The sequence below is a fragment of the Pseudescherichia sp. genome (genome assembly GCF_031987975.1).
Lineage (GTDB): Bacteria > Pseudomonadota > Gammaproteobacteria > Enterobacterales > Enterobacteriaceae > Pseudescherichia.
Genome location: NZ_DALZYX010000008.1, coordinates 58,634 through 80,950, shown reverse-complemented (window position 1 = coordinate 80,950; position 22,317 = coordinate 58,634). Strand labels below are relative to the sequence as shown.

Below are 22,317 nucleotides of genomic sequence, written 5' to 3'. Positions count from 1 at the left end.
GCTCATGTTTAACAAAATTCTGGTGGTATGCGTGGGCAATATCTGCCGCTCCCCGACGGGGGAGCGTCTGCTGAAGCACTATCAGCCCGCCCTGACGGTGGAGTCTGCCGGTCTGGGAGCGCTGGTAGGTAAAGGTGCAGACGCAACGGCGACCAGCGTGGCGCAGGATAATCAGCTGTCGCTGGCCGGGCACAGCGCGCGGCAGATTACCGGGCGGATGTGCCGGGAGTATGACCTGATCCTGGTGATGGAGAAGCGCCATATTGCCGCGCTGTGTGAAATCGCACCGGAGATGCGCGGCAAGGTGATGCTGTTCGGTCACTGGGACGGCGAGCGCGAGATCCCAGACCCCTACCGCAAAAGCCGCGAGGCCTTTGAGGCCGTCTACACCTTACTCGATCGCTCGGCCCGCCAGTGGGCGCAGGCGTTGCACGTTCAGCAGGGATAACCATGACAGAGAAATTACACCATGCTGCTGCCCCACAGACGGGCGGTGATGAGATCGATATCGGCCGCCTTGTGGGAACCATTATTGAGGCGCGCTGGTGGGTGCTGGGCATTACGGCCCTGTTTGCGCTGGCGGCGGCGGTCTATACATTGTTCGCTACCCCGATCTACAGCGCCGATGCGCTGGTACAGATTGAGCAGGACGCCGGCGGCTCGCTGGTGCAGAACCTCAACAGCGCACTCTCTAATAAGCCTCCCGCCTCGGATGCGGAGATCCAGCTGATTAAGTCCCGTATGGTGCTGGGCAAAACGGTTGACGATCTGGATCTCGACATCGGCGTGACGAAAAACACCTTCCCGATCTTCGGCGCGGGCTGGGATCGTTTACAGGGTCGCCAGAATGAAACCGTTAAGGTGACCACCTTTACGCTCCCCAAGGGCGCGAATGAGCAGATCTTTACCCTCAGCGTGCTGGGGCCGCAGCAGTATCAGCTAACCAGCGATGCCGGGTTTAGCGCCCGTGGCGAAGTCGGCAAGCTGCTGCAAAAGGAGGGGGTGACCTTTGAGGTTAGCGCGATTAAAGCCTCCGAAGGCAGCGAGTTTACGGTGACGAAATTCTCGACGCTGGGCGTGATCAATAATCTGCAAAATAACCTGTCGGTGACCGAGAACGGTAAGGATACCGGCGTACTCAGCCTGAGCTTTACCGGTGAGGATCGCAACCAGATCCGCGCCATTCTTAACAGCATCACCCGTAACTATCTGGCGCAGAACGTGGAACGTAAGTCGGAAGAGGCGGCGAAAAGCCTGGCCTTCCTTGCGAAACAGCTCCCGGAGGTGCGGGCGAATCTCGATGAGGCGGAGAACAAGCTTAACGCTTTCCGTCAGGATAAGGATTCGGTAGACCTGCCGCTGGAGGCTAAGGCGGTGCTGGACTCTATGGTCAACATTGACGCCCAGCTTAACGAGCTGACCTTTAAAGAGGCGGAGATCTCCAAACTCTATACCAAAGCGCACCCGGCCTATCGCACGCTGCTGGAGAAACGCCGCGCGCTGGAGGAGGAGAAGGGTCGCCTCAGCGGGCGCGTCTCTGCGATGCCAAAAACCCAGCAGGAGATCGTGCGTCTGACCCGTGACGTGGAGTCCGGGCAGCAGGTCTATATGCAGCTGCTGAATAAACAGCAGGAGCTGAAGATCACCGAGGCCAGTACGGTAGGGGACGTGCGTATTGTCGATCCGGCTATCGATCAGCCCGGCGTGCTGAAGCCGAAGAAGGCGCTGATTATTCTCGGCAGCATTATTCTCGGCCTGATGCTCTCCATCGTTGGCGTGCTGCTGCGCTCGCTGTTTAACCGTGGAATTGAGAGTCCGCAGGTGCTGGAGGAGAACGGCATCAGCGTCTATGCCAGCATTCCGCTCTCCGAGTGGCAAAAAGCGCGCGACAGCGTCAATACCCATAAAGGCAGCAAGCGCTTCAAGCAGAGCCAGCTACTGGCGGTGGGTAACCCAACCGACCTGGCTATTGAAGCGATCCGCAGCCTGCGTACCAGCCTGCACTTCGCCATGATGCAGGCCAGCAATAACGTGCTGATGATGACCGGTGTTAGCCCATCGATCGGGAAAACCTTCGTCTGTGCCAACCTGGCGGCAGTGATCAGCCAGACCAACAAGCGCGTGCTGATGATCGACTGCGATATGCGTAAAGGCTACACCCACGAGCTGCTCGGCACCGATAACGTCAACGGTCTCTCCGATATCCTGGCAGGGCAGGGCGATTTCTCCAGCTGCGTGAAGCCGACCGCCATTACCCATTTCGATCTGGTGCCGCGTGGCCAGGTGCCACCTAACCCTTCTGAGCTGCTGATGAGCGAACGTTTCTCGCAGCTGATTGCGTGGGCCAGCAGCCGCTACGACCTGGTGCTGATCGATACCCCGCCGATCCTGGCGGTAACCGATGCGGCGGTAGTTGGACGCCATGCCGGCACCACCCTGATGGTGGCGCGCTATGCGGTTAACACCCTGAAAGAGGTGGAGACCAGCCTGAGCCGCTTTGCGCAGAACGGTATTCAGGTAAAAGGCGTGATCCTGAACTCTATCTTCCGTCGGGCGACGGGATATCAGGACTACGGCTATTACGAATACGAATATAAGTCGGATTCTAAGTAAGACCTACAGGCAACCTGGGAAAAAAGAAATGACAACAGCCAACTACCCAACGATCTCTATTTATATGCCGACATGGAACCGTCAGCAGCTGGCGATCCGCGCTATCAAGTCGGTTTTACGCCAGGACTATCCGCACTGGGAGATGATCGTCGTGGATGACTGCTCGGCGAATTATGAGCAGCTTGAGCAGTACGTTGCGGACCTTAACGATCCGCGCGTGACTTACGTCCGTAACCCGTTCAACTCCGGGGCCTGCGCGGTGCGAAACCAGGCCATTTTGCAGGCGCGTGGCCACTATATTACCGGTATCGATGACGACGACGAGTGGACGCCGAACCGCCTGTCGGTCTTTCTTGAGCATAAGCACCAGCTGGTGACCCATGCCTTCCTTTATGCTAACGACTACGTTTGCGAGGGCGAAGTTTATGCTCAGCCGGCTAGTCTGCCGCTCTACCCGAAGTCGCCCTATTCGCGGACGCTGTTCTATAAGCGCAACATTATTGGCAACCAGGTGTTTACGCTGGCCTCGCGCTTCAAAGCCTGCCTGTTTGACGTAGAACTGAAGGCGGCCCAGGACTACGACATCTTCCTGCGAATGGTAGTGGAGTATGGCGAGCCGTGGAAGGTCGAGGAGGCGACGCAGATCCTGCACGTCAACCACGGTGAGATGCAGATCACCACGTCGCCGAAGAAATTTTCCGGCTACTTCCACTTCTACCGCAAGCATAAAGATAAATTTGATCGGGCCAGCAAGAAGTACCAGCTCTTTACGCTCTACCAGATCCGCAACAAGCGAATGACCCTGCGCACGCTGCTGACCCTGTTCTCTCTGCGCAACGGCAAGCGGCTGGCCTACGGGCTGCGGAGTAAATAATGCGCCTGGAAGATTTTCGCGCTAACCACTGGAGCCTGCGCCCCTGCTGCATGGTGCTGGCCTACCGTATCGCTCATTTTTGCTCGGTGTGGCGCAAAAAAAGCGTCATTAACAATGTGTGGGCCGCGCCGGTGCTGCTGCTCTATCGCTTTATGACCGAGTGCCTGTTTGGCTATGAGATCCAGGCCGCAGCCACTATCGGACGGCGTTTTACCATCCATCACGGCTATGCCGTAGTGATCAATAAAAACGTTGTGGCGGGGGATGACTTCACCATTCGCCACGGCGTCACCATCGGCAACCGGGGCGACGACAGCCTCGCCTGCCCGGTCATTGGTAACGGCGTGGAGCTGGGGGCAAATGTGGTCATCATTGGCGATATCACCATTGGCAACGGCGTCACCATCGGCGCGGGCAGCGTGGTGCTGGACAGCGTCCCGGATAACGCGCTGGTAGTAGGAGAGAAAGCGCGGGTGAAGGTGAGAAAATGAATATTTTACAGTTCAACGTGCGTTTGGCCGAAGGCGGCGCGGCTGGCGTGGCCCTCGACCTGCATCAGCGGGCGCTGCAACAAGGAATGCGCTCGCGCTTCGTCTACGGCTACGGCAAAGGCGGCAAGAAGAGCGTGAGCCACGACAGCTTTCCAGAAGTCATTAAGCACACGCCGCGCCTGACCTCCATCGCCAATCTGGCGCTGTTCCGCCTCTTCAATCGCGATATGTTTGGCGATCTCAACGACCTCTATCTTGAGGTTATCCGCGCCCAGGGGCCGGTGGTGCTGCACTTTCACGTGATGCACAGCTACTGGCTAAAGCTGGACAAGGTAGTCGCATTTTGCCAGCGGATCACCGCCAGCCGGCGCGATGTGACCCTGGTCTGGACCCTGCACGATCACTGGAGCGTGACCGGACGCTGCGCCTTTACCGACGGCTGCGAGGGGTGGAAAACGCACTGCCAGGCGTGCCCGACGCTGGATAACTATCCCCCGGTGAAGGTGGATCGCGCCCATAGCCTGGTGGCGGGCAAGCGTCGCCTGTTCAGCGAGATGATTGCTCTCGGGTGTCACTTTATCTCCCCCAGCCAGCACGTGGCCGACGCCTTTAACAGCATCTATGGCCGGGGCCGCTGCAAGATCATCAATAACGGTATCGATGTCGCTACCGAAGCGATCCTCGCTGAGCTAACGCCGGTAGCCCACTCCCAGGGCGCACCAAAAATTGCTGTTGTTGCTCACGATCTGCGCTACGACGGTAAAACCAACCAGGCGCTGGTGCGAAAGATGATGGCCCTCGGCAATGGCATTGAGCTGCACACCTTTGGCAAGTTCTCTCCTTTTGAAGGAGAGAACGTCACTAATCACGGCTTCTTAACCGACAAGCGCCAGCTGATGAGCGAGCTGAACCAGATGGATGCCCTGGTGTTTAGCTCCCGGGTCGATAACTATCCGCTGATCCTGTGCGAGGCGTTGTCGATTGGTGTGCCGGTCATTGCCACCCACAGCGACGCGGCGCATGAGGTGCTGCGCAAATCCGGCGGCATAACCTTTGACGAGAAGGCGGTGCTGGAGCTGGTTCAGCGGCCAAAAGCGGAGATTGCCGAAGCGGTGTTTGGTACCTCGCTTGAGGCGTTCAGAGCGCGCAGCCGTCAGGCCTATAGCGGAGAGCAGATGCTGGAGGAGTATGTCGCGTTCTATCAGAGTCTGTAGCTATCTGCTGCTGCCGCTGACCTACCTGCTGGTCAACGTTAAAATAGCCCAGCTGGGGGAGAGCTTCCCCATCACCATTGTGACCTTTTTACCGGTGCTGCTGCTGCTCTTTGTCGATAAGATCAGCGTGAAGAAGTTGCTGATTGCGCTGGGGATAGGGACCGGGCTAACCGTTTTCAACTATCTGTTTGGCCGGTCGTTTAACGCCAGTAAGTATGCCACCTCCACGCTGCTGTTTATTAACATTGTGATCATTATCGGCATGGTGTGGAGCATTCGCTTTAAGGTCGTCTCGCCCCACAACTACCGTAAGATCCTGCGTTTCTTCTACATGGTAGTGGGGCTGATAGTGACCCTGGCGGCAATGGAGATGGCGCAGATTATTCTCTCCGGCGGCAGCAGCCTGATGGAGACCATTTCGAAATATCTGATCTACTCCAACAGCTACGTGCTGAATTTTATCAAGTTCGGCGGGAAGCGAACCACGGCGCTCTATTTCGAACCGGCTTTCTTCGCTCTGGCATTAATCTCAATTTGGCTGAGCATCAAACAGTTTGGTATCAAGACCCCTAAAACTGATGGTATGATTCTGGCAGGGATAGTTCTTTCAGGTTCTTTCTCCGGCGTGATGACCTTTATTCTGTTTTATTTGCTGGAGTGGGCGTTTCAGTATCTGAATAAAGAGGCGATTAAGAAAAAGCTGCCGCTGGCAATAATATCGTTAGCCGTTTTTATGGTCGGTATCGTGTTTGCATTTCCGTATATTTCCGAACGACTCGGCGATCTCGGTACGGAAGGCTCCTCTTCCTATTATCGAATCATCGGTCCGCTGGCGATGGTCGGCAGCGCGTTAACCAATATTGATGGCGCAGTACGTTTTGGTTCACTTTATGAATATGTTGCATCATTCGGAATCTTTAACGGTGCGGACGTCGGAAAAACAATAGACAATGGCTTGTATCTGCTGATTATTTATTTTTCATGGTGCGCTGTAGTACTGACCGTATGGTACATGAGTAAAGTCTTAAAAATGATGATCAACGCATTTGGTAATAATCAGAATTATCGTGTTCAGCTGTATCTTTTTATGCCGGTGTCGCTCTTTTTTACCGGTTCGATTTTTAGCCCGGAATACGCGTTCTTGATCGTTTGCCCGTTTATTTTGCGCAAAGCGCTAAATATTACTCAATCCTGACGAGGTAAAAACATGCTGCTCAGTGTCATTACCGTTGCCTTCCGTAACTATGCGGGCGTGGTGAAAACGCATGCCTCACTGGCCCACCTGGCCCGGGCAACTGATATCACTTTTGAGTGGATTGTGGTGGACGGCGGCTCTAACGACGGCACCCGGGAGTTTCTGGAAAATCTTAACGGTGAGTATAACTTACGCTTTGTTAGCGAGAGAGATAACGGCATCTATGACGCCATGAACAAGGGCGTGGCGCTGGCCGAAGGGCGCTTTGCCCTGTTCCTCAATTCGGGCGATATCTTCCATGAGGATGTTGCCGACGTGGTTCGCCAGCTGGCGGACGAGCGTGAAAAGGCGATGTATATTGGCGACGCGCTGCTGGATTTTGGCGACGGTACAAAAATACGCCGCAGCGCCAAGCATGGCTGGTATATCTATCACAGCCTGCCTGCCAGCCATCAGGCGATCTTTTTCCCAGTGAGCGGCTTAAAAACGTATCCTTACGATCTGCAATATAAAGTTTCATCAGATTATGCGCTGGCCGCCAGAATGTTTAAAGCGGGCTATCCCTTTAAACGTGTAAAGGGGTTGGTGTCTGAATTTTCAATGGGCGGCGTCTCAACATCTAATAATCTTGAACTCTGTAACGATGCCAGAAAAGTTCAGCGTAAGATATTGCGCGTGCCAGGATTCTGGGCGCAGCTCTCTTATTTCTTACGCGTACGCACTACCGGAAAGACAAAAGCCTTATATCACAAAGCCTAAATATAAGGGATAACCATGCAGGATTTAAAAGGATTCTCGGTGCCGAAAGGGTTCCGGGGGGCGGGAGCTATTAAAGTTCAGCTGTGGTGGGCGGTGCAGGCAACGTTATTTGCCTGGTCGCCACAGGTTATGTATCGCTGGCGCGCTTTTTTATTGCGTCTGTTTGGCGCAAAAATCGGAAAAAACGTAGTCATTCGCCCATCGGTAAAGATCACCTATCCGTGGAAATTAACCCTCGGAGACTATAGCTGGGTAGGAGACGAAGCCGTTTTATATACGCTGGGTGAGATTACCCTCGGCGCTAATTCGGTAGTGTCACAAAAGTGTTATTTGTGTACCGGCAGTCACGACTATTTAAGCGCGCATTTTGCAATTAACGCGACGCCTATCGTGATTGGCGAGAAGTGCTGGCTGGCAACGGATGTGTTTGTTGCCCCAGGGGTCACGATTGGCAACGGCACGGTGGTAGGGGCGCGAAGCAGCGTTTTTAAATCGCTACCGGCCAATGTCGTCTGCCGTGGCAATCCCGCAGTGGTGATACGCGAACGCGTAGAAACTGAATAATTTCTGATAAGTCTGGAGAAAATAACTATGTCTAAAGTCGCTCTCATCACCGGCGTGACCGGGCAGGATGGCTCTTATCTGGCGGAGCTGCTGCTGGAGAAAGGCTATGAGGTTCACGGCATCAAACGTCGCGCTTCCTCGTTTAATACCGAGCGCGTGGACCATATCTATCAGGATCCGCACGCCAGCAACCCGAAATTCCATCTGCACTATGGCGATCTGACTGACAGCTCCAACCTGACGCGTATCCTGCAGGAAGTGCAGCCGGACGAGGTCTACAACCTGGGGGCGATGAGCCACGTTGCGGTCTCCTTTGAGTCCCCGGAGTATACCGCCGACGTTGACGGCATGGGCACCCTGCGCCTGCTGGAGGCGATCCGCTTCCTCGGGCTTGAGAAGAAAACCCGTTTCTACCAGGCTTCTACCTCTGAGCTGTATGGTCTGGTGCAGGAGATCCCGCAGAAAGAGACCACCCCATTCTACCCACGTTCGCCGTACGCGGTGGCGAAGCTTTACGCCTACTGGATCACCGTTAACTACCGTGAATCCTACGGCATGTATGCCTGCAACGGCATCCTGTTCAACCACGAATCCCCGCGCCGCGGCGAGACCTTCGTAACCCGTAAAATCACCCGTGGTATTGCCAACATTGCCCAGGGCCTCGAGTCCTGCCTCTATCTCGGCAATATGGACTCCCTGCGTGACTGGGGCCATGCCAAAGACTACGTGAAGATGCAGTGGATGATGCTGCAGCAGGATCATCCGGAAGATTTCGTTATCGCTACCGGCGTCCAGTACTCGGTGCGCCAGTTCGTTGAGATGGCTGCCGCTCAGCTGGGCATCAAGCTGCGCTTTGAGGGCACCGGCGTAGACGAGAAGGGCATTGTGGTTTCTGTTACCGGCCACGACGCACCGGGCGTGAAGGCAGGCGATGTGATTGTTGCCGTCGATCCGCGTTATTTCCGTCCGGCGGAGGTAGAGACTCTGCTCGGCGATCCGACCAAGGCGCACGAGAAGCTGGGCTGGAAGCCAGAAACCACCCTGCAGGAGATGGTCTCTGAGATGGTAGCCAAGGATCTTGAAGCGGCTAAGAAACACTCGCTGCTGAAGTCCCACGGCTACGAGGTTGCCATCGCGCTGGAGTCCTGAGCATGAGTAAACAACGTATCTTTGTCGCTGGCCATCGCGGCATGGTGGGGTCAGCTATCGTGCGCCAGCTGGAGCAGCGCGATAACGTCGAGCTGATCCTGCGCACCCGTGATGAGCTGAACCTGCTGGATGCGGCCGCCGTTAACGCCTTCTTCGCTGACCAGCGTATCGATCAGGTCTACCTGGCGGCGGCGAAGGTGGGCGGTATTGTGGCGAACAATACCTATCCGGCTGATTTCATCTACGAAAACATGATGATCGAGAGCAACATCATTCACGCTGCGCATATGCACGGCGTGAACAAGCTGCTGTTCCTTGGCTCCTCATGCATCTATCCGAAGCTGGCGACCCAGCCTATCGCTGAGAGCGAGCTGCTGCAGGGTACTTTGGAAGCCACGAACGAGCCGTACGCCATTGCCAAAATTGCTGGGATCAAGCTGTGCGAATCCTACAACCGCCAGCATGGCCGCGACTATCGCTCGGTGATGCCGACCAACCTCTATGGTCCGCACGACAACTTCCACCCGAGCAACTCCCACGTGATCCCGGCGCTGCTTCGGCGCTTCCACGAGGCGACCGAGCAGAACGCCACCGACGTGGTGGTGTGGGGCAGCGGCACGCCGATGCGCGAGTTTCTCCACGTCGATGATATGGCCGCGGCCAGCATCCATGTGATGGAGCTGGATCGCGAGGTGTGGCTGGAGAACACCGAGCCGATGCTGTCGCACATCAACGTCGGAACCGGGGTTGACTGCACCATCCGCGAGCTGGCGCAGACGCTTGCCCAAGTGACGGGCTTTAAGGGGCGGGTGGTCTTTGACGCCTCGAAACCCGACGGTACGCCGCGCAAGCTGCTGGACGTGTCGCGCCTGCACGCCCTGGGCTGGCGTCATGAGATCTCGCTGGAGCAGGGGCTGGCCAGCACCTACCAGTGGTTCCTTGAAAACCAGCACCGGTTCCGGGGGTAGGCATGTTTTTACGTCAGGAAGATTTTGCCACCGTGGTGCGCGCCACACCGCTGATCTCTATCGATTTGATCGTCGAGAATGCGAATGGCGAGTTTCTGCTGGGCAAGCGGACCAACCGCCCGGCGCAGGGCTTCTGGTTTGTGCCCGGCGGGCGCGTGCAGAAGGATGAGCCGCTGGCGGAGGCGTTTGAGCGCCTGACGCTGGCCGAGCTTGGCATTCGCCTGCCGCTGGCAGCGGGGGAGTTTTACGGCGTCTGGCAGCACTTCTATGACGACAACTTCTCCGGCACTGACTTCAGCACCCACTACATCGTGCTCGGCTTCCGCCTGAAGGTAAACCAGGCGGACCTGGCCCTGCCGGATGCGCAGCACGAGGACTACCGCTGGCTGACGCCAGAGGCGCTGATTGCGGAAGAAAACGTACACGATAACAGCCGGGCGTACTTTCTCGCCGACCGTCAGGCGGTTGGCATATGAAGATCCTCGTGTACGGCATCAACTACTCGCCGGAGCTTACCGGTATCGGCAAGTACACCGGCGAGATGGTGGAGTGGATGGCTCGCCAGGGTCATGACGTGCGGGTCATCACCGCGCCGCCCTACTATCCGGAGTGGAAGGTGGGTGAACGCTACTCGGCCTGGCGCTACCGTCGGGAAGAGGGGGCGGCGACCGTCTGGCGCTGTCCGCTCTATGTGCCAAAGCAGCTCTCAACCCTGAAGCGTCTGGTTCACCTCGGCAGCTTTGCCCTGAGCAGCTTCTTTCCGCTGCTGGCCCAGCGCCGCTGGAAGCCGGATCGCATCATCGGCGTAGTACCGACGCTGTTCTGTACGCCGGGGATGCGCCTGCTGGCGAAGCTCTCCGGGGCGCGCACGCTGCTGCACATTCAGGACTATGAGGTAGACGCCATGCTCGGCCTGGGAATGGCGGGCAAGGGCGGCAAGTTGGCGAAGCTGGCCAGCGCCTTTGAGCGCCGCGGCCTGCTTGGGGTGGATAACGTCTCCACCATCTCCCGGTCAATGATGAACAAAGCCCGGGAGAAGGGCGTTGCCGAAGAGCGGGTCATCTTCTTCCCCAACTGGTCGGAAGTGGCGCGCTTTCGTGATGTCAGCGAGAGCGAGGTTGCCCAGCTACGCGCCTCCCTTGGCCTGCCGAATGACAAAAGAATTGTTCTCTACTCCGGCAACATCAGTGAGAAGCAGGGCCTGGAGAGCGTGATTGAGGCCGCAGAGCGGCTGCGCACCCAGCCGATGCTGTTTGTCATTGTCGGTCATGGCGGCGGCAAGGTGCGGCTGGAAAAACTGGCCCGCGAGCGTGGGCTGGACAACATCAAATTCTTCCCGCTACAGCCCTACGAGGCGCTGCCCGCCCTCCTGAAGATGGGCGACTGCCATCTGGTGATCCAGAAGCGCGGCGCGGCGGACGCGGTGCTGCCCTCCAAGCTAACCAACATTCTGGCGGTAGGCGGTAACGCGGTGATCACTGCTGAAGCGGATACCGAGCTGGGGCAGCTCTGCACGGCGTTCCCGGGCATTGCCGTTTGCGTGGAGCCGGAGTCAGTCGATGCGCTGATACTCGGGATCGAGCAGGCGCTTGCCCTGCCTAAAAATAACACGGTGGCACGTGAATATGCCGAACGCACGCTCGAGAAAGAGAGCGTGTTAAGCCAATTTATTGCCGATATCCAGGGATAATCATGAATCAAACAACCCTTTTTCCGGTAGTCATGGCTGGCGGCTCGGGTAGCCGCCTGTGGCCGCTCTCCCGCGTGCTCTACCCCAAACAGTTTCTCTGCCTGAAGGGCGAGCTGACGATGCTGCAGGCGACGATTAATCGCCTGAACGGCGTCGAGTGCGAAAGCCCGGTGGTTATTTGCAACGAGGAGCACCGCTTTATCGTTGCTGAGCAGCTGCGTCAGCTCAACAAGCTAACCGAAAACATCATTCTCGAACCGGCGGGACGCAACACCGCGCCTGCCATCGCCCTCGCGGCACTGGCGGCGACGCGCAACAGCCCGGAGGCGGATCCGCTTCTGCTGGTACTCGCTGCCGATCACGTGATTCAACAGGAAGAAGCATTCCGTGACGCGGTGCGGGCGGCGATGCCCTATGCCGAAAGCGGCAAGCTGGTGACCTTCGGCATCGTGCCGGATCTGCCGGAGACCGGCTACGGCTATATTCGCCGCGGCGAGGTGAGCCAGAGCGGGATCGATGCCGTGGCCTTCGAAGTGGCGCAGTTTGTCGAAAAACCCAATCTTGAAACGGCGCAGGCCTATGTTGCCAGCGGCGAATACTACTGGAACAGCGGCATGTTCCTGTTCCGTGCCGGACGCTATCTCGAAGAGTTAAAGCGCTTCCGCCCGGACATTCTCGAAGCCTGTGAAAACGCCATGCGCACGCTCGATCCCGATCTCGACTTTATCCGCGTTGATGAAGAGGCCTTTCTCGCCTGCCCCGAGGAGTCGGTGGACTACGCGGTGATGGAGAAGACCGCCGATGCGGTGGTGGTCCCGATGGACGCAGGCTGGAGCGACGTTGGCTCCTGGTCCTCCCTGTGGGAGATCAGTCCCCATACGCCGGAGGGAAACGTCCACCACGGCGACGTCATCAGCCACAAAACCGAAAATAGCTATGTCTACGCCGAATCCGGGCTGGTGACCACCGTCGGGGTCAAGGATCTGGTGGTCGTCCAGACCAAAGACGCGGTGCTGATCGCCGACCGCAACGCGGTGCAGGACGTCAAAAAGGTGGTTGAGCAGATCAAAGCCGATGGCCGCCACGAGCACCATATTCACCGCGAGGTTTACCGTCCATGGGGCAAATATGACTCCATCGACTCCGGCGATCGCTACCAGGTGAAACGCATCACCGTCAAGCCGGGGGAGGGACTGTCATTACAGATGCACCACCACCGGGCCGAGCACTGGATTGTGGTGGCGGGCACGGCAAAGGTGACCATCAACGACGAGATCCGCCTGATCGGCGAGAACGAGTCGGTCTACATTCCCCTCGGCGCGACCCACTGCCTGGAGAACCCCGGCAAGATCCCGCTGGATTTGATTGAGGTGCGCTCCGGCGGCTATCTCGAAGAGGACGACGTGGTGCGCTTTGAAGACCGCTACGGGCGAGTTTAATACGCATTAACTCTGCCCGGCGGCGCTGCGCCAGTCGGGCCTATGGAGGCCATTATGGAAAAATTAACCTGTTTTAAAGCCTACGATATTCGCGGCAGGCTGGGTACGGAGCTGAATGAAGAGATCGCCTGGCGCATTGGCCGCGCCTATGGCGAATACCTGAAGCCGGAAACCATTGTGCTGGGGGGCGACGTGCGCCTGACCAGCGAGGCGCTGAAGCTGGCGCTGGCGAAGGGATTGCAGGACGCCGGGGTGGACGTGCTCGATCTTGGCCTGTGCGGCACGGAGGAGATCTACTTCGCCACCTTCCATCTCGGCATTGACGGCGGTATCGAAGTCACCGCCAGCCACAATCCGATGGATTACAACGGCATGAAGCTGGTACGCAAGGGTGCGCGCCCAATCAGCGGGGACACTGGCCTGCGCGACGTGCAACGCCTGGCCGAGGCCAACGACTTCCCGCCGGTTAATCCGGCAAAGCGCGGCAGCTATAAGCAGATCGACCTGCGCGACGTCTATATCGACCACCTGCTGGGCTATATCGACATCGCGAATCTCAAGCCGTTAAAGCTGGTAATCAACTCCGGTAACGGCGCGGCAGGGCCAGTAATCGACGCCATTGAGGCGCGTTTCCAGGCGCTGAAGGTGCCGGTGACCTTTATCAAAGTGCACAACACCCCGGACGGCAACTTCCCGAACGGTATTCCTAACCCGCTGCTGCCGGAGTGCCGGGACAGTACCCGCGACGCGGTAGTTGAGCACGGTGCCGATATGGGCATCGCCTTTGACGGCGACTTTGATCGCTGCTTCCTGTTCGACGGTGACGGCCAGTTTATCGAGGGCTATTACATCGTTGGCCTGCTGGCCCAGGCGTTTCTGGAGAAGCACCCCGGGGCGAAGATCATCCATGACCCGCGTCTCTCGTGGAACACGGTGGACGTAGTGACCCAGGCTGGCGGCACGCCGGTGATGTCCAAAACTGGCCACGCCTTCATTAAAGAGCGGATGCGCGCCGAAGATGCGATCTACGGCGGGGAGATGAGCGCCCACCACTACTTCCGTGATTTCGCCTACTGCGACAGCGGCATGATCCCGTGGCTGCTGGTCACCGAGCTGTTGTGCCTCTCCGGCCAGCCGCTGTCGGCGCTGGTGCGCGATCGCATGGCGGCGTTTCCGGCCAGCGGCGAGATCAACCGTACCCTCAGCGAACCAGCGCAGGCCATTGCCCGCGTGGAACAGCACTTCGCCAGCGGGGCGCAGGAGATTGACCGTACCGACGGCCTCAGCGTCGCCTTCCCATCGTGGCGCTTTAACCTGCGCTCCTCCAACACCGAGCCAGTGGTGCGCCTCAACGTTGAGTCGTGCGGCGATCCCTCGCTGATGGAGGCGAAGACGCGGGAAATTCTGGCGCTGCTCGACAGATAGCCGTTGCGAGCCCTCTCTCCGGAGAGGGCATTAATGAACAGGAACAACGATGACAAACTTAAAAAAGCGCGAGCGAGCCAAAACGAATGCATCGTTAATCTCTATGGTGCAGCGATTTTCGGACATCACCATCCTGTTTGGTGGGCTTTGGGTGGTTTGTAAGGCAAACGCCTTACCTTTTTTCTATCTGCATCTGCTGATGGCGCTGATGGCGCTGGTGGTTTTCCAGATGATTGGCGGTATGACCGACTTCTACCGCTCGTGGCGCGGGGTAAAAATCTCCACCGAGCTGGTGCTGCTGCTGCAAAACTGGACCCTGAGCCTGATCTTCAGCGCCGGCCTGATGGCCTTTAATTCAGATTTTAATGACGACTTCTCGCTGTTTCTCGCCTGGTACGTACTGAGCAGCATTGGTTTAGTAGTCTGCCGCTCGCTGATCCGCTTCGGTGCAGGCTGGCTGCGTAACCGGGGGTATAACACCCGGCGGGTCGCCATCGCGGGCGATCTGCCCGTGGGCCAGATGCTGCTGGAGAGTTTCCGTAACGAGCCGTGGCTGGGCTTCGAGGTGGTGGGCGTCTATCACGACGTGCGTCCCGAGGGCGTCTCGGCGGACTGGGCGGGCAATATTGAGCAGCTGATTGAGGATGCTAAGGCCGCCAAAATTCATAACGTCTATATCGCCATGTCGATGAACGACGCTGCCAGCATTAAAACGCTGGTGAACGAGCTGGCGGATACCACCTGCTCGGTGATCCTCATTCCGGACGTCTTTACCTTTAACATTCTCCACTCGCGCATTGAGGAGATGAACGGCATTCCGGTAGTGCCGCTGTACGACACGCCGCTCTCCGGCTTGAATCGAGTGCTGAAGCGCGTCGAGGACATCGTGCTGTCGTCGCTGATCCTGCTGATGATCTCCCCGGTGCTGCTCAGCATTGCCGCTGCCGTGAAGCTCACCTCGCCGGGTCCGGTGATCTTCCGTCAGACCCGCTACGGCATGGACGGCAAGCCGATCATGGTGTGGAAGTTCCGCTCCATGAAGGTGATGGAGAACGACAGCGTAGTCACCCAGGCGACGCAGAACGATCCGCGCGTCACCCGCGTCGGCAACTTCCTGCGCCGCACCTCCCTCGACGAGCTGCCGCAGTTTATTAACGTCCTGACCGGTGGCATGTCGATTGTTGGTCCCCGCCCGCACGCCGTCGCCCATAACGAGCAGTACCGGACGCTGATCCAGGGCTATATGCTGCGCCATAAGGTCAAGCCGGGCATTACCGGCTGGGCGCAGATCAACGGCTGGCGCGGGGAGACCGATACCCTGGAGAAGATGGAAAAACGGATCGAATTTGACCTGGAGTACATTCGCGAATGGAGCCTCTGGTTCGATATCAAAATCGTTTTCCTGACCATTTTCAAAGGCTTTGTTAACAAAGCGGCCTACTGAGTGAGTACACTGTGAGCCTGAGAGAGAAAACCCTGAGCGGGGCCAAGTGGTCAGCGATGGCCACCGTAACGATCATTGGCCTCGGGCTGGTGCAGATGACCTGGCTGGCGCGCATTATCGACAGCCATCAGTTTGGTCTGCTGACCGTGGCGCTGACGATTATCGCCCTCGCCGATACGCTGTCCGATTTCGGCATCGCCAACTCGATTATCCAGCGCAAAGAGATAAGCCAGCTGGAGCTAACCACCCTCTACTGGCTCAACGTCGGGCTGGGGCTGCTGGTCTGCGTGACGATGTTCCTGCTGAGCGATACCCTCGCACGGGTGCTGCACAACCCGGACATCGCCCCGCTGATCAAAACGTTGTCGCTGGCCTTTGTGGCGATCCCCCACGGCCAGCAGTTCCGCGCTCTGATGCAAAAAGAGTTAGAGTTCGGCAAAATTGGCGCAATCGAAACGCTCTCCGTCGTGGCGGGGTTTAGCGTGACGGTGGTTGGCGCATGGTTCTGGCCGCTGGCGATGACCGCCATCGTGGGCTACCTGGTCAACACTGTCGTGCGCACCCTGCTGTTTAGCTTCTTCGGCCGAAAAATCTACCGTCCGGGCCTGCACTTCTCCCTTGCCTCGGTCAGCGCCAACCTGCGCTTCGGGGCCTGGCTGACGGCGGACAGCGTCATCAACTACGTCAACACTAACCTCTCCACGCTGGTGCTGGCGCGCATTCTCGGGGCCAGCGTTGCCGGGGGCTATAACCTCGCCTACAACGTGGCGGTGGTGCCGCCGATGAAGCTGAACCCCATCATCACCCGCGTTCTGTTTCCGGCCTTTGCCAAAATTCAGGACGATACGGCAAAGCTGCGGCTGAACTTCTACAAGCTGCTGTCGGCGGTGGGGATCATCAACTTCCCGGTGCTGCTGGGCCTGATGGTGGTCGCCAATAACATGGTCCCGCTGGTGTTTGGCGAGAAATGGCGCGGCATTATCCCCATCCTGCAGCTGCTGTGCATCGTCGGCCTGCTGCGTGCCGTGGGGAACCCGATTGGCTCCCTGCTGATGGCTAAAGCGCGGGTTGATATCAGCTTTAAATTCAACGTCTTTAAAACCTGTTTATTTGTGCCAGCCATCATTATCGGCGGCCAGCTGGCGGGAGCGCTGGGCGTTACCCTGGGCTTCCTGCTGGTGCAGATTATCAATACCGTGCTGAGCTACTTCGTCATGATTAGGCCGGTGCTCGGCCCAAGCTACCGCCAGTATGTGCTGAGTCTCTGGCTACCGTTTTACCTGTCGCTGCCGATGCTGGCGGTGAGCTATGGGCTGGGACTGGCGTTGAGCGGCCATCTGCCGCTGGTGACCCTGCTGATCGTCCAGATCGCCGCCGGGGCGCTGACGTTTGCGGTCACCCTCGCGCTGTCGCGTAACGCGCTGGTGGTGGAGATCAAACGCCAGCTATGCCGCAATGAAAAATTAAGAACGCTCCTGCGGGCGGGCTAATCTAATTTCGTCTAATGAGGTCATAATGAAACTATTGATTCTGGGCAACCATACCTGCGGGAACCGTGGCGACAGTGCCATCCTGCGCGGGCTGCTGGACGCAATTTCCGTGCTGGAGCCAGATGCCGAAGTGGACGTAATGAGCCGCTACCCGGTTAGCTCCTCCTGGCTGCTGAACCGCCCGGTGATGGGCGATCCGCTCTATAGCCAGATGAAACAGCACAACAACGCCGCCGGGCTGATGGGACGGGTCAAAAAGGTCCTGCGCCGCCGCTACCAGCATCAGGTGCTGCTCTCCCGGGTCACCGACAGCGGCAAGCTGCGTAACATTGCCATCGCCCAGGGCTTCACTGATTTTGTCCGCCTGCTGGCAGGCTACGACGCCATCATTCAGGTGGGCGGCTCATTCTTTGTCGATCTCTATGGCGTACCGCAGTTTGAGCATGCCCTCTGCACCTTTATGGCGAAAAAACCGATCTATATGATCGGCCACAGCGTTGGTCCCTTCCAGGACGCCCAGTTCAACCAGCTGGCGAACTACGTCTTCGGCCACTGCGACGCGCTGATCCTCCGCGAGCGCGTCAGCCTTGAGCTGATGGAGCACAGCCAGATCACCACCGCGAAAGTCGAGCAGGGGGTGGATACCGCCTGGCTGGTGGATCACGACGAGGCCTTTGTGCCGGGCTATGCAGTCGCCCACTGGCTCGACGTGGCGGCAAAAGAGAAAACGGTCGCCATTACCCTGCGTGAGCTGGCCCCCTTCGACAAGCGACTCGGCACTACGCAGAAAGCCTACGAGCAGGCCTTTGCCGGGGTGGTGAACCGCATTATTGATGCCGGCTACCAGGTGCTGGCTCTCTCGACCTGTACCGGCATCGACAGCTACAACAAGGACGATCGCATGGTGGCGCTCAACCTGCGCGAGCACGTCAGCGATCCTTCGCGCTATCACGTGGTGATGGACGAGCTGAACGACCTTGAGATGGGCAAAATCTTTGCCGCCTGCGATCTGACCGTGGGAACCCGCCTGCACTCGGCCATTATCTCCATGAACTTTGGCACCCCGGCGATCGCTATCAACTACGAACACAAGTCGGCGGGCATTATGCAGCAGCTGGGCATGCCGGAAATGGCGATCGATATTCGTCACCTGCTGGACGGCTCGCTGGAGGCGATGGTGGCTGACACCCTTGGCCAGCTTCCGGCCCTGGAGCAGCGTCTCAGCGATGCCGTGGCGCACGAGCGGCAGCACGGCATGGAGATGGTGGAGTCGGTGCTGAAGCGCGTCCGGGAGGGTAAATGAAGGTCAGTTTCTTTTTGCTGAAGTTTCCCCTCTCGTCGGAAACCTTCGTGCTGGATCAGATTGTCGCCTTTATAGAGATGGGCTACGACGTTGAAATCGTGGCGATGCATAAAGGGGATCTGAGCAATACCCACGCGGCATTTCAGCACTATCGGTTGGCGGAGAGAACCCACTGGCTGCTGGACGAGCCGCAGGGCAAGCTGGCGAAGCTGCGCTATCGCGGTGCGGCGCTGCTGCGTGGGGCAGGGCGGGGCGCAACCTGGCGGGCGCTCAACGTCGGGCGCTACGGAGCCGAGGCGCGCAACCTGATCCTGGCGGCGATGTGCGGCCTTGCGCCGCGCACGTTCCATGCCGATGTCTTTATCGCCCACTTTGGCCCGGCGGGCGTCACGGCGGCCAAGCTGCGCGAGCTGGGCGTGCTGAATGGGAAAATTGCTACCGTCTTCCACGGCATCGACGTCTCCAGCCGGGCGGTGCTCAGCCACTACACGCCGGAATATCAGCAGCTCTTCCGCCGGGGCGACCTGATGCTGCCCATCAGCGAACTGTGGGCCGGACGGTTAATGAATATGGGCTGCCCGGCGCATAAGATTGCCGTCTCGCGAATGGGAGTGGATATGTCACGCTTCTCCCGACGGCCGGTGCAGGCACCAGCGAACCGGCTGAATATCATCTCCGTTGCCCGTCTGACCGAGAAGAAGGGACTGCACGTGGCCATTGAGTCCTGTCGTCTGCTCAAGGAGCAAGGCATTGATTTTCACTATCGCATTCTGGGCATCGGGCCATGGGAGCAACGCCTGCGCGACATGATCAAAAAATATGATCTGCAGGAGATGATTGAAATGCCGGGCTTCAAGCCGAGCCACGAGGTGAAGGCGATGCTGGACGAGGCCGATATCTTCCTGTTGCCTTCAGTCACCGGTGCGGATGGCGATATGGAAGGGATCCCGGTAGCGCTGATGGAGGCGATGGCGGTGGGCCTGCCGGTGGTCTCCACCGTACACAGCGGTATTCCGGAGCTGATTGACGCCGACCAATCCGGTTGGCTGGTGCCGGAGAACGATCCCGAGGCGCTTGCGGACCGGCTGGCGGCGCTGAGCGCTATCCAGCAGGAGTCTCTGGTTCCTGTCGTAACCCGCGCGCGGGAGAAAGTCGAGACCGAGTTCAATCAGCAGATCATTAACCAGCGGCTTGCCACGCTGCTGCAAGCGCTCTAAGCCAGAGGTTATATGCCAGATATTTTACTCTCCCGCCGCCGCTTTATCGGTGCAGGCTCTGCCCTGGCGGCGCTGCCCCTGTTACATTCGCCGCTGCTTCATGCCCAAGAGTCCGGCAGCGTTGATATCCGCCGCTACCTGAAAGATGACGTTATCGCCGCCTTTAAGCAGGCTTTTGCCGAGGCCAGCACCGTGCTGGTTCCAGCGGGCGTGGTCTGCGAGAATATCAATACGGCTATTTTTATCCCGGCGGGTAAAACGCTGCTGATCCGTGGGGCGCTCAAAGGCAACGGCCGGGGGCGCTTCGTGTTGCAGGATGGCTGCCGGGTTCGGGGGGAAGAGGGCGGCAGCCTCTATAATATCACTCTCGACGTGCGCGGATCGGACTGTACTATCGAGGGCGTGGCGATGAGCGGCTACGGTCCGGTAACGCAGATCTATATCGGCGGCAAAGAGAAGCGGGTGATGCGCAACCTCGTCATTGATAACATTACGGTGACCAAAGCCAACTACGCTATTCTGCGGCAGGGCTTTCACAACCAGATTGACGGGGCACGCATCACTAACGGGCGTTTCAGCTATCTGCAGGGGGACGCCATTGAGTGGAACGTGGCGATTAACGATCGTAATCTGCTAATCTCTGACCATATCATCGACCATATCGACTGTACCAACGGCAAAATTAACTGGGGGATCGGCATTGGGCTGGCGGGCAGCACCTACGACAATGACTACCCAGAAGACCAGGCGGTAAAGCATTTTACCGTCGCCAACATTACCGGCAGCCACTGCCGTCAGCTGGTGCACGTTGAAAACGGCAAGCACTTTGTGATTCGCCATATCACCGCCACGGATATCACCCCCGACTACAGTAAAAAGGCGGGGATTGATAACGCCACGGTTGCCATTTACGGCTGCGATAATTTCGTTATCGATGATGTAAAAATGCGCAACAGCGCCGGAATGCTAATTGGGTACGGGGTAATTAAAGGTAATTATCTTTCAATACCACAAAATTTTAGACTGAATGCGATTCATTTAGACAACGCGGGCGAGACGCGAAAATTACGCGGGATTCAGATCTCATCAGGAAATGCCGCCTCGTTTGTCTCTCTCACCAACCTCAATATTCAGCGTGCTTCGCTGGAGATGCATAATAAGCCCCAGCACCTGTTTATGCGTAATATTCAGGTAATGCAGGAGGCGGCGACAGGCCCGGCGCTGAAGCTCCATTTCGACCTGCGTAAGGACGTTCGCGGACGCTTTATGGCGAAGCGGGACACGCTGCTTTCACTGGCAAATATTCATGCAGTGAATGAGAAAGGGCAGAGTTCGGTGGATATTGACCGGCTCGATCAGCAGGTAATTAATGCTGAAAAATTAAACTTTCCCCTGCCAGCAAAGCGCTCATAATAGTTCCAGAGCCACTTTGCGAGGATTCCTGGAGCCTCAACCCGCGGCTTCGTATTACATCTATTACAGATGCCGCAATTGATCTCGTTTAGCCAGCTAAATCGTGCTGGCTAAACGAGATCAAAGGGCTATAATTCAGCAACCATTTTATAGGTGGAAGTGATAATGATTAATTTGAAAGCGGTTATTCCGGTAGCGGGTCTGGGGATGCACATGCTGCCTGCCACCAAGGCGATCCCTAAAGAGATGCTGCCGATCGTCGATAAGCCGATGATCCAGTACATCGTCGATGAAGTGGTTGCTGCAGGGATCAAAGAGATTGTTCTGGTTACGCACTCGTCTAAAAATGCGGTAGAGAACCACTTCGACACCTCCTATGAGCTTGAGGCCCTGCTGGAGCAGCGCGTTAAGCGTCAGCTGCTGGCGGAAGTTCAATCTATCTGCCCGCCGGGCGTAACCATCATGAACGTGCGTCAGGCGCAGCCGCTGGGTCTGGGCCACTCCATTCTCTGCGCGCGTCCTATCGTGGGTGATAGCCCGTTTGTGGTGGTGCTGCCGGATATCATTCTGGACACGTCGACTGCCGATCCGTTGCGCTACAACCTCGCCGCGATGGTGGCCCGTTTTAACGAGACCGGCCGCAGCCAGGTGCTGGCAAAACGCATGAAGGGCGATCTCTCCGAGTACTCCGTCATTCAGACCAAAGAGCCGCTGGATAGCGAAGGTAAAGTGAGCCGTATTACTAACTTTATCGAGAAACCGGATCAGCCGCAGACGCTGGACTCCGACCTGATGGCGGTAGGTCGCTATGTCCTGTCGGCAGATATCTGGGCAGAGCTGGAGAAAACCGAGCCGGGCGCGTGGGGCCGTATTCAGCTTACCGACGCCATTGCCCGACTGGCGGAAAAACAGTCCGTTGACGCTATGCTGATGACCGGCGACAGCTATGACTGCGGTAAAAAAATGGGTTACATGCAGGCATTTGTTAAGTATGGTCTGCGCAACCTGAAGGAAGGGCAGAAGTTCCGCGATAGCATTCAGAAGCTGCTGAGCCAAAGCCAGGCCTAAG

The 22,317-nt window shown here is 57.7% G+C and carries 20 protein-coding genes; all 20 read left to right on the top strand.

Going from position 1 to position 22,317, the window contains the following annotated elements; genetic code table 11:
• Positions 1–4: 4 nt before the first annotated feature.
• A complete protein-coding gene (gene wzb / locus RTN40_RS15370; RefSeq protein ID WP_312229223.1) occupies positions 5–448 on the top strand; it encodes a low molecular weight protein-tyrosine-phosphatase Wzb in 444 nt (147 codons plus the stop codon).
• A 2-nt stretch (positions 449–450) separates the two neighbouring features.
• Positions 451–2,613, top strand: a complete 2,163-nt coding sequence (gene wzc, locus RTN40_RS15365) for a tyrosine-protein kinase Wzc (protein ID WP_312229222.1) — start codon at positions 451–453, stop codon at positions 2,611–2,613.
• Positions 2,614–2,641: 28 nt separating this feature from the next.
• Positions 2,642–3,487, top strand: coding sequence for a colanic acid biosynthesis glycosyltransferase WcaA (gene wcaA / locus RTN40_RS15360; RefSeq protein ID WP_312229221.1), 846 nt, complete (start codon positions 2,642–2,644; stop codon positions 3,485–3,487).
• Positions 3,487–3,978, top strand: coding sequence for a colanic acid biosynthesis acetyltransferase WcaB (gene wcaB / locus RTN40_RS15355; protein WP_312229220.1), 492 nt, complete (start codon positions 3,487–3,489; stop codon positions 3,976–3,978). Before wcaA ends, wcaB begins: the two co-directional genes overlap by 1 nt.
• Positions 3,975–5,192 (top strand): colanic acid biosynthesis glycosyltransferase WcaC, encoded by a 1,218-nt coding sequence (gene wcaC / locus RTN40_RS15350; protein WP_312229219.1) that lies wholly within the window; start codon positions 3,975–3,977, stop codon positions 5,190–5,192. Before wcaB ends, wcaC begins: the two co-directional genes overlap by 4 nt.
• Positions 5,167–6,387 carry a colanic acid polymerase WcaD gene (wcaD, locus tag RTN40_RS15345; protein WP_312229218.1) on the top strand — a complete coding sequence of 407 codons (1,221 nt, stop codon included), beginning with the start codon at positions 5,167–5,169 and terminating at the stop codon, positions 6,385–6,387. Before wcaC ends, wcaD begins: the two co-directional genes overlap by 26 nt.
• A 12-nt stretch (positions 6,388–6,399) precedes the next feature.
• On the top strand, positions 6,400–7,146 hold the full coding sequence (gene wcaE, locus RTN40_RS15340) for a colanic acid biosynthesis glycosyltransferase WcaE (protein ID WP_312229217.1): 747 nt from the start codon (positions 6,400–6,402) through the stop codon (positions 7,144–7,146).
• Positions 7,147–7,161: 15 nt separating this feature from the next.
• Positions 7,162–7,710 carry a colanic acid biosynthesis acetyltransferase WcaF gene (gene wcaF, locus RTN40_RS15335; RefSeq protein WP_312229216.1) on the top strand — a complete coding sequence of 183 codons (549 nt, stop codon included), beginning with the start codon at positions 7,162–7,164 and terminating at the stop codon, positions 7,708–7,710.
• A 27-nt stretch (positions 7,711–7,737) separates the two neighbouring features.
• On the top strand, positions 7,738–8,859 hold the full coding sequence (gene gmd / locus RTN40_RS15330) for a GDP-mannose 4,6-dehydratase (protein ID WP_312213173.1): 1,122 nt from the start codon (positions 7,738–7,740) through the stop codon (positions 8,857–8,859).
• A 2-nt stretch (positions 8,860–8,861) separates the two neighbouring features.
• A complete protein-coding gene (locus tag RTN40_RS15325; RefSeq protein ID WP_312229215.1) occupies positions 8,862–9,827 on the top strand; it encodes a GDP-L-fucose synthase in 966 nt (321 codons plus the stop codon).
• A gap of 2 nt (positions 9,828–9,829) precedes the next feature.
• Positions 9,830–10,303 (top strand): GDP-mannose mannosyl hydrolase, encoded by a 474-nt coding sequence (locus RTN40_RS15320; protein ID WP_312229214.1) that lies wholly within the window; start codon positions 9,830–9,832, stop codon positions 10,301–10,303.
• Positions 10,300–11,517, top strand: coding sequence for a colanic acid biosynthesis fucosyltransferase WcaI (gene wcaI / locus RTN40_RS15315; RefSeq protein WP_312229213.1), 1,218 nt, complete (start codon positions 10,300–10,302; stop codon positions 11,515–11,517). Before RTN40_RS15320 ends, wcaI begins: the two co-directional genes overlap by 4 nt.
• A complete protein-coding gene (cpsB, locus tag RTN40_RS15310; protein WP_312229381.1) occupies positions 11,514–12,956 on the top strand; it encodes a mannose-1-phosphate guanyltransferase in 1,443 nt (480 codons plus the stop codon). Before wcaI ends, cpsB begins: the two co-directional genes overlap by 4 nt.
• 54 nt (positions 12,957–13,010) lie before the next feature.
• On the top strand, positions 13,011–14,381 hold the full coding sequence (gene cpsG / locus RTN40_RS15305) for a colanic acid biosynthesis phosphomannomutase CpsG (protein WP_312229212.1): 1,371 nt from the start codon (positions 13,011–13,013) through the stop codon (positions 14,379–14,381).
• 49 nt (positions 14,382–14,430) lie between these two features.
• On the top strand, positions 14,431–15,825 hold the full coding sequence (wcaJ, locus tag RTN40_RS15300; RefSeq protein ID WP_312229210.1) for an undecaprenyl-phosphate glucose phosphotransferase: 1,395 nt from the start codon (positions 14,431–14,433) through the stop codon (positions 15,823–15,825).
• An 11-nt stretch (positions 15,826–15,836) separates the two neighbouring features.
• The gene (locus RTN40_RS15295) at positions 15,837–17,315 is read left to right on the top strand and encodes an MOP flippase family protein (protein ID WP_312229209.1); all 1,479 of its coding nucleotides are present in this window, start codon (positions 15,837–15,839) and stop codon (positions 17,313–17,315) included.
• 25 nt (positions 17,316–17,340) lie between these two features.
• On the top strand, positions 17,341–18,618 hold the full coding sequence (gene wcaK, locus RTN40_RS15290; RefSeq protein WP_312229208.1) for a colanic acid biosynthesis pyruvyl transferase WcaK: 1,278 nt from the start codon (positions 17,341–17,343) through the stop codon (positions 18,616–18,618).
• A complete protein-coding gene (gene wcaL / locus RTN40_RS15285) occupies positions 18,615–19,835 on the top strand; it encodes a colanic acid biosynthesis glycosyltransferase WcaL (RefSeq protein WP_312229207.1) in 1,221 nt (406 codons plus the stop codon). Before wcaK ends, wcaL begins: the two co-directional genes overlap by 4 nt.
• Positions 19,836–19,847: 12 nt before the next feature.
• The gene (wcaM, locus tag RTN40_RS15280) at positions 19,848–21,248 is read left to right on the top strand and encodes a colanic acid biosynthesis protein WcaM (protein ID WP_409418534.1); all 1,401 of its coding nucleotides are present in this window, start codon (positions 19,848–19,850) and stop codon (positions 21,246–21,248) included.
• Positions 21,249–21,413: 165 nt separating this feature from the next.
• Positions 21,414–22,316, top strand: a complete 903-nt coding sequence (gene galF / locus RTN40_RS15275; RefSeq protein ID WP_312229206.1) for a GalU regulator GalF — start codon at positions 21,414–21,416, stop codon at positions 22,314–22,316.
• Position 22,317: the final 1 nt, after the last annotated feature.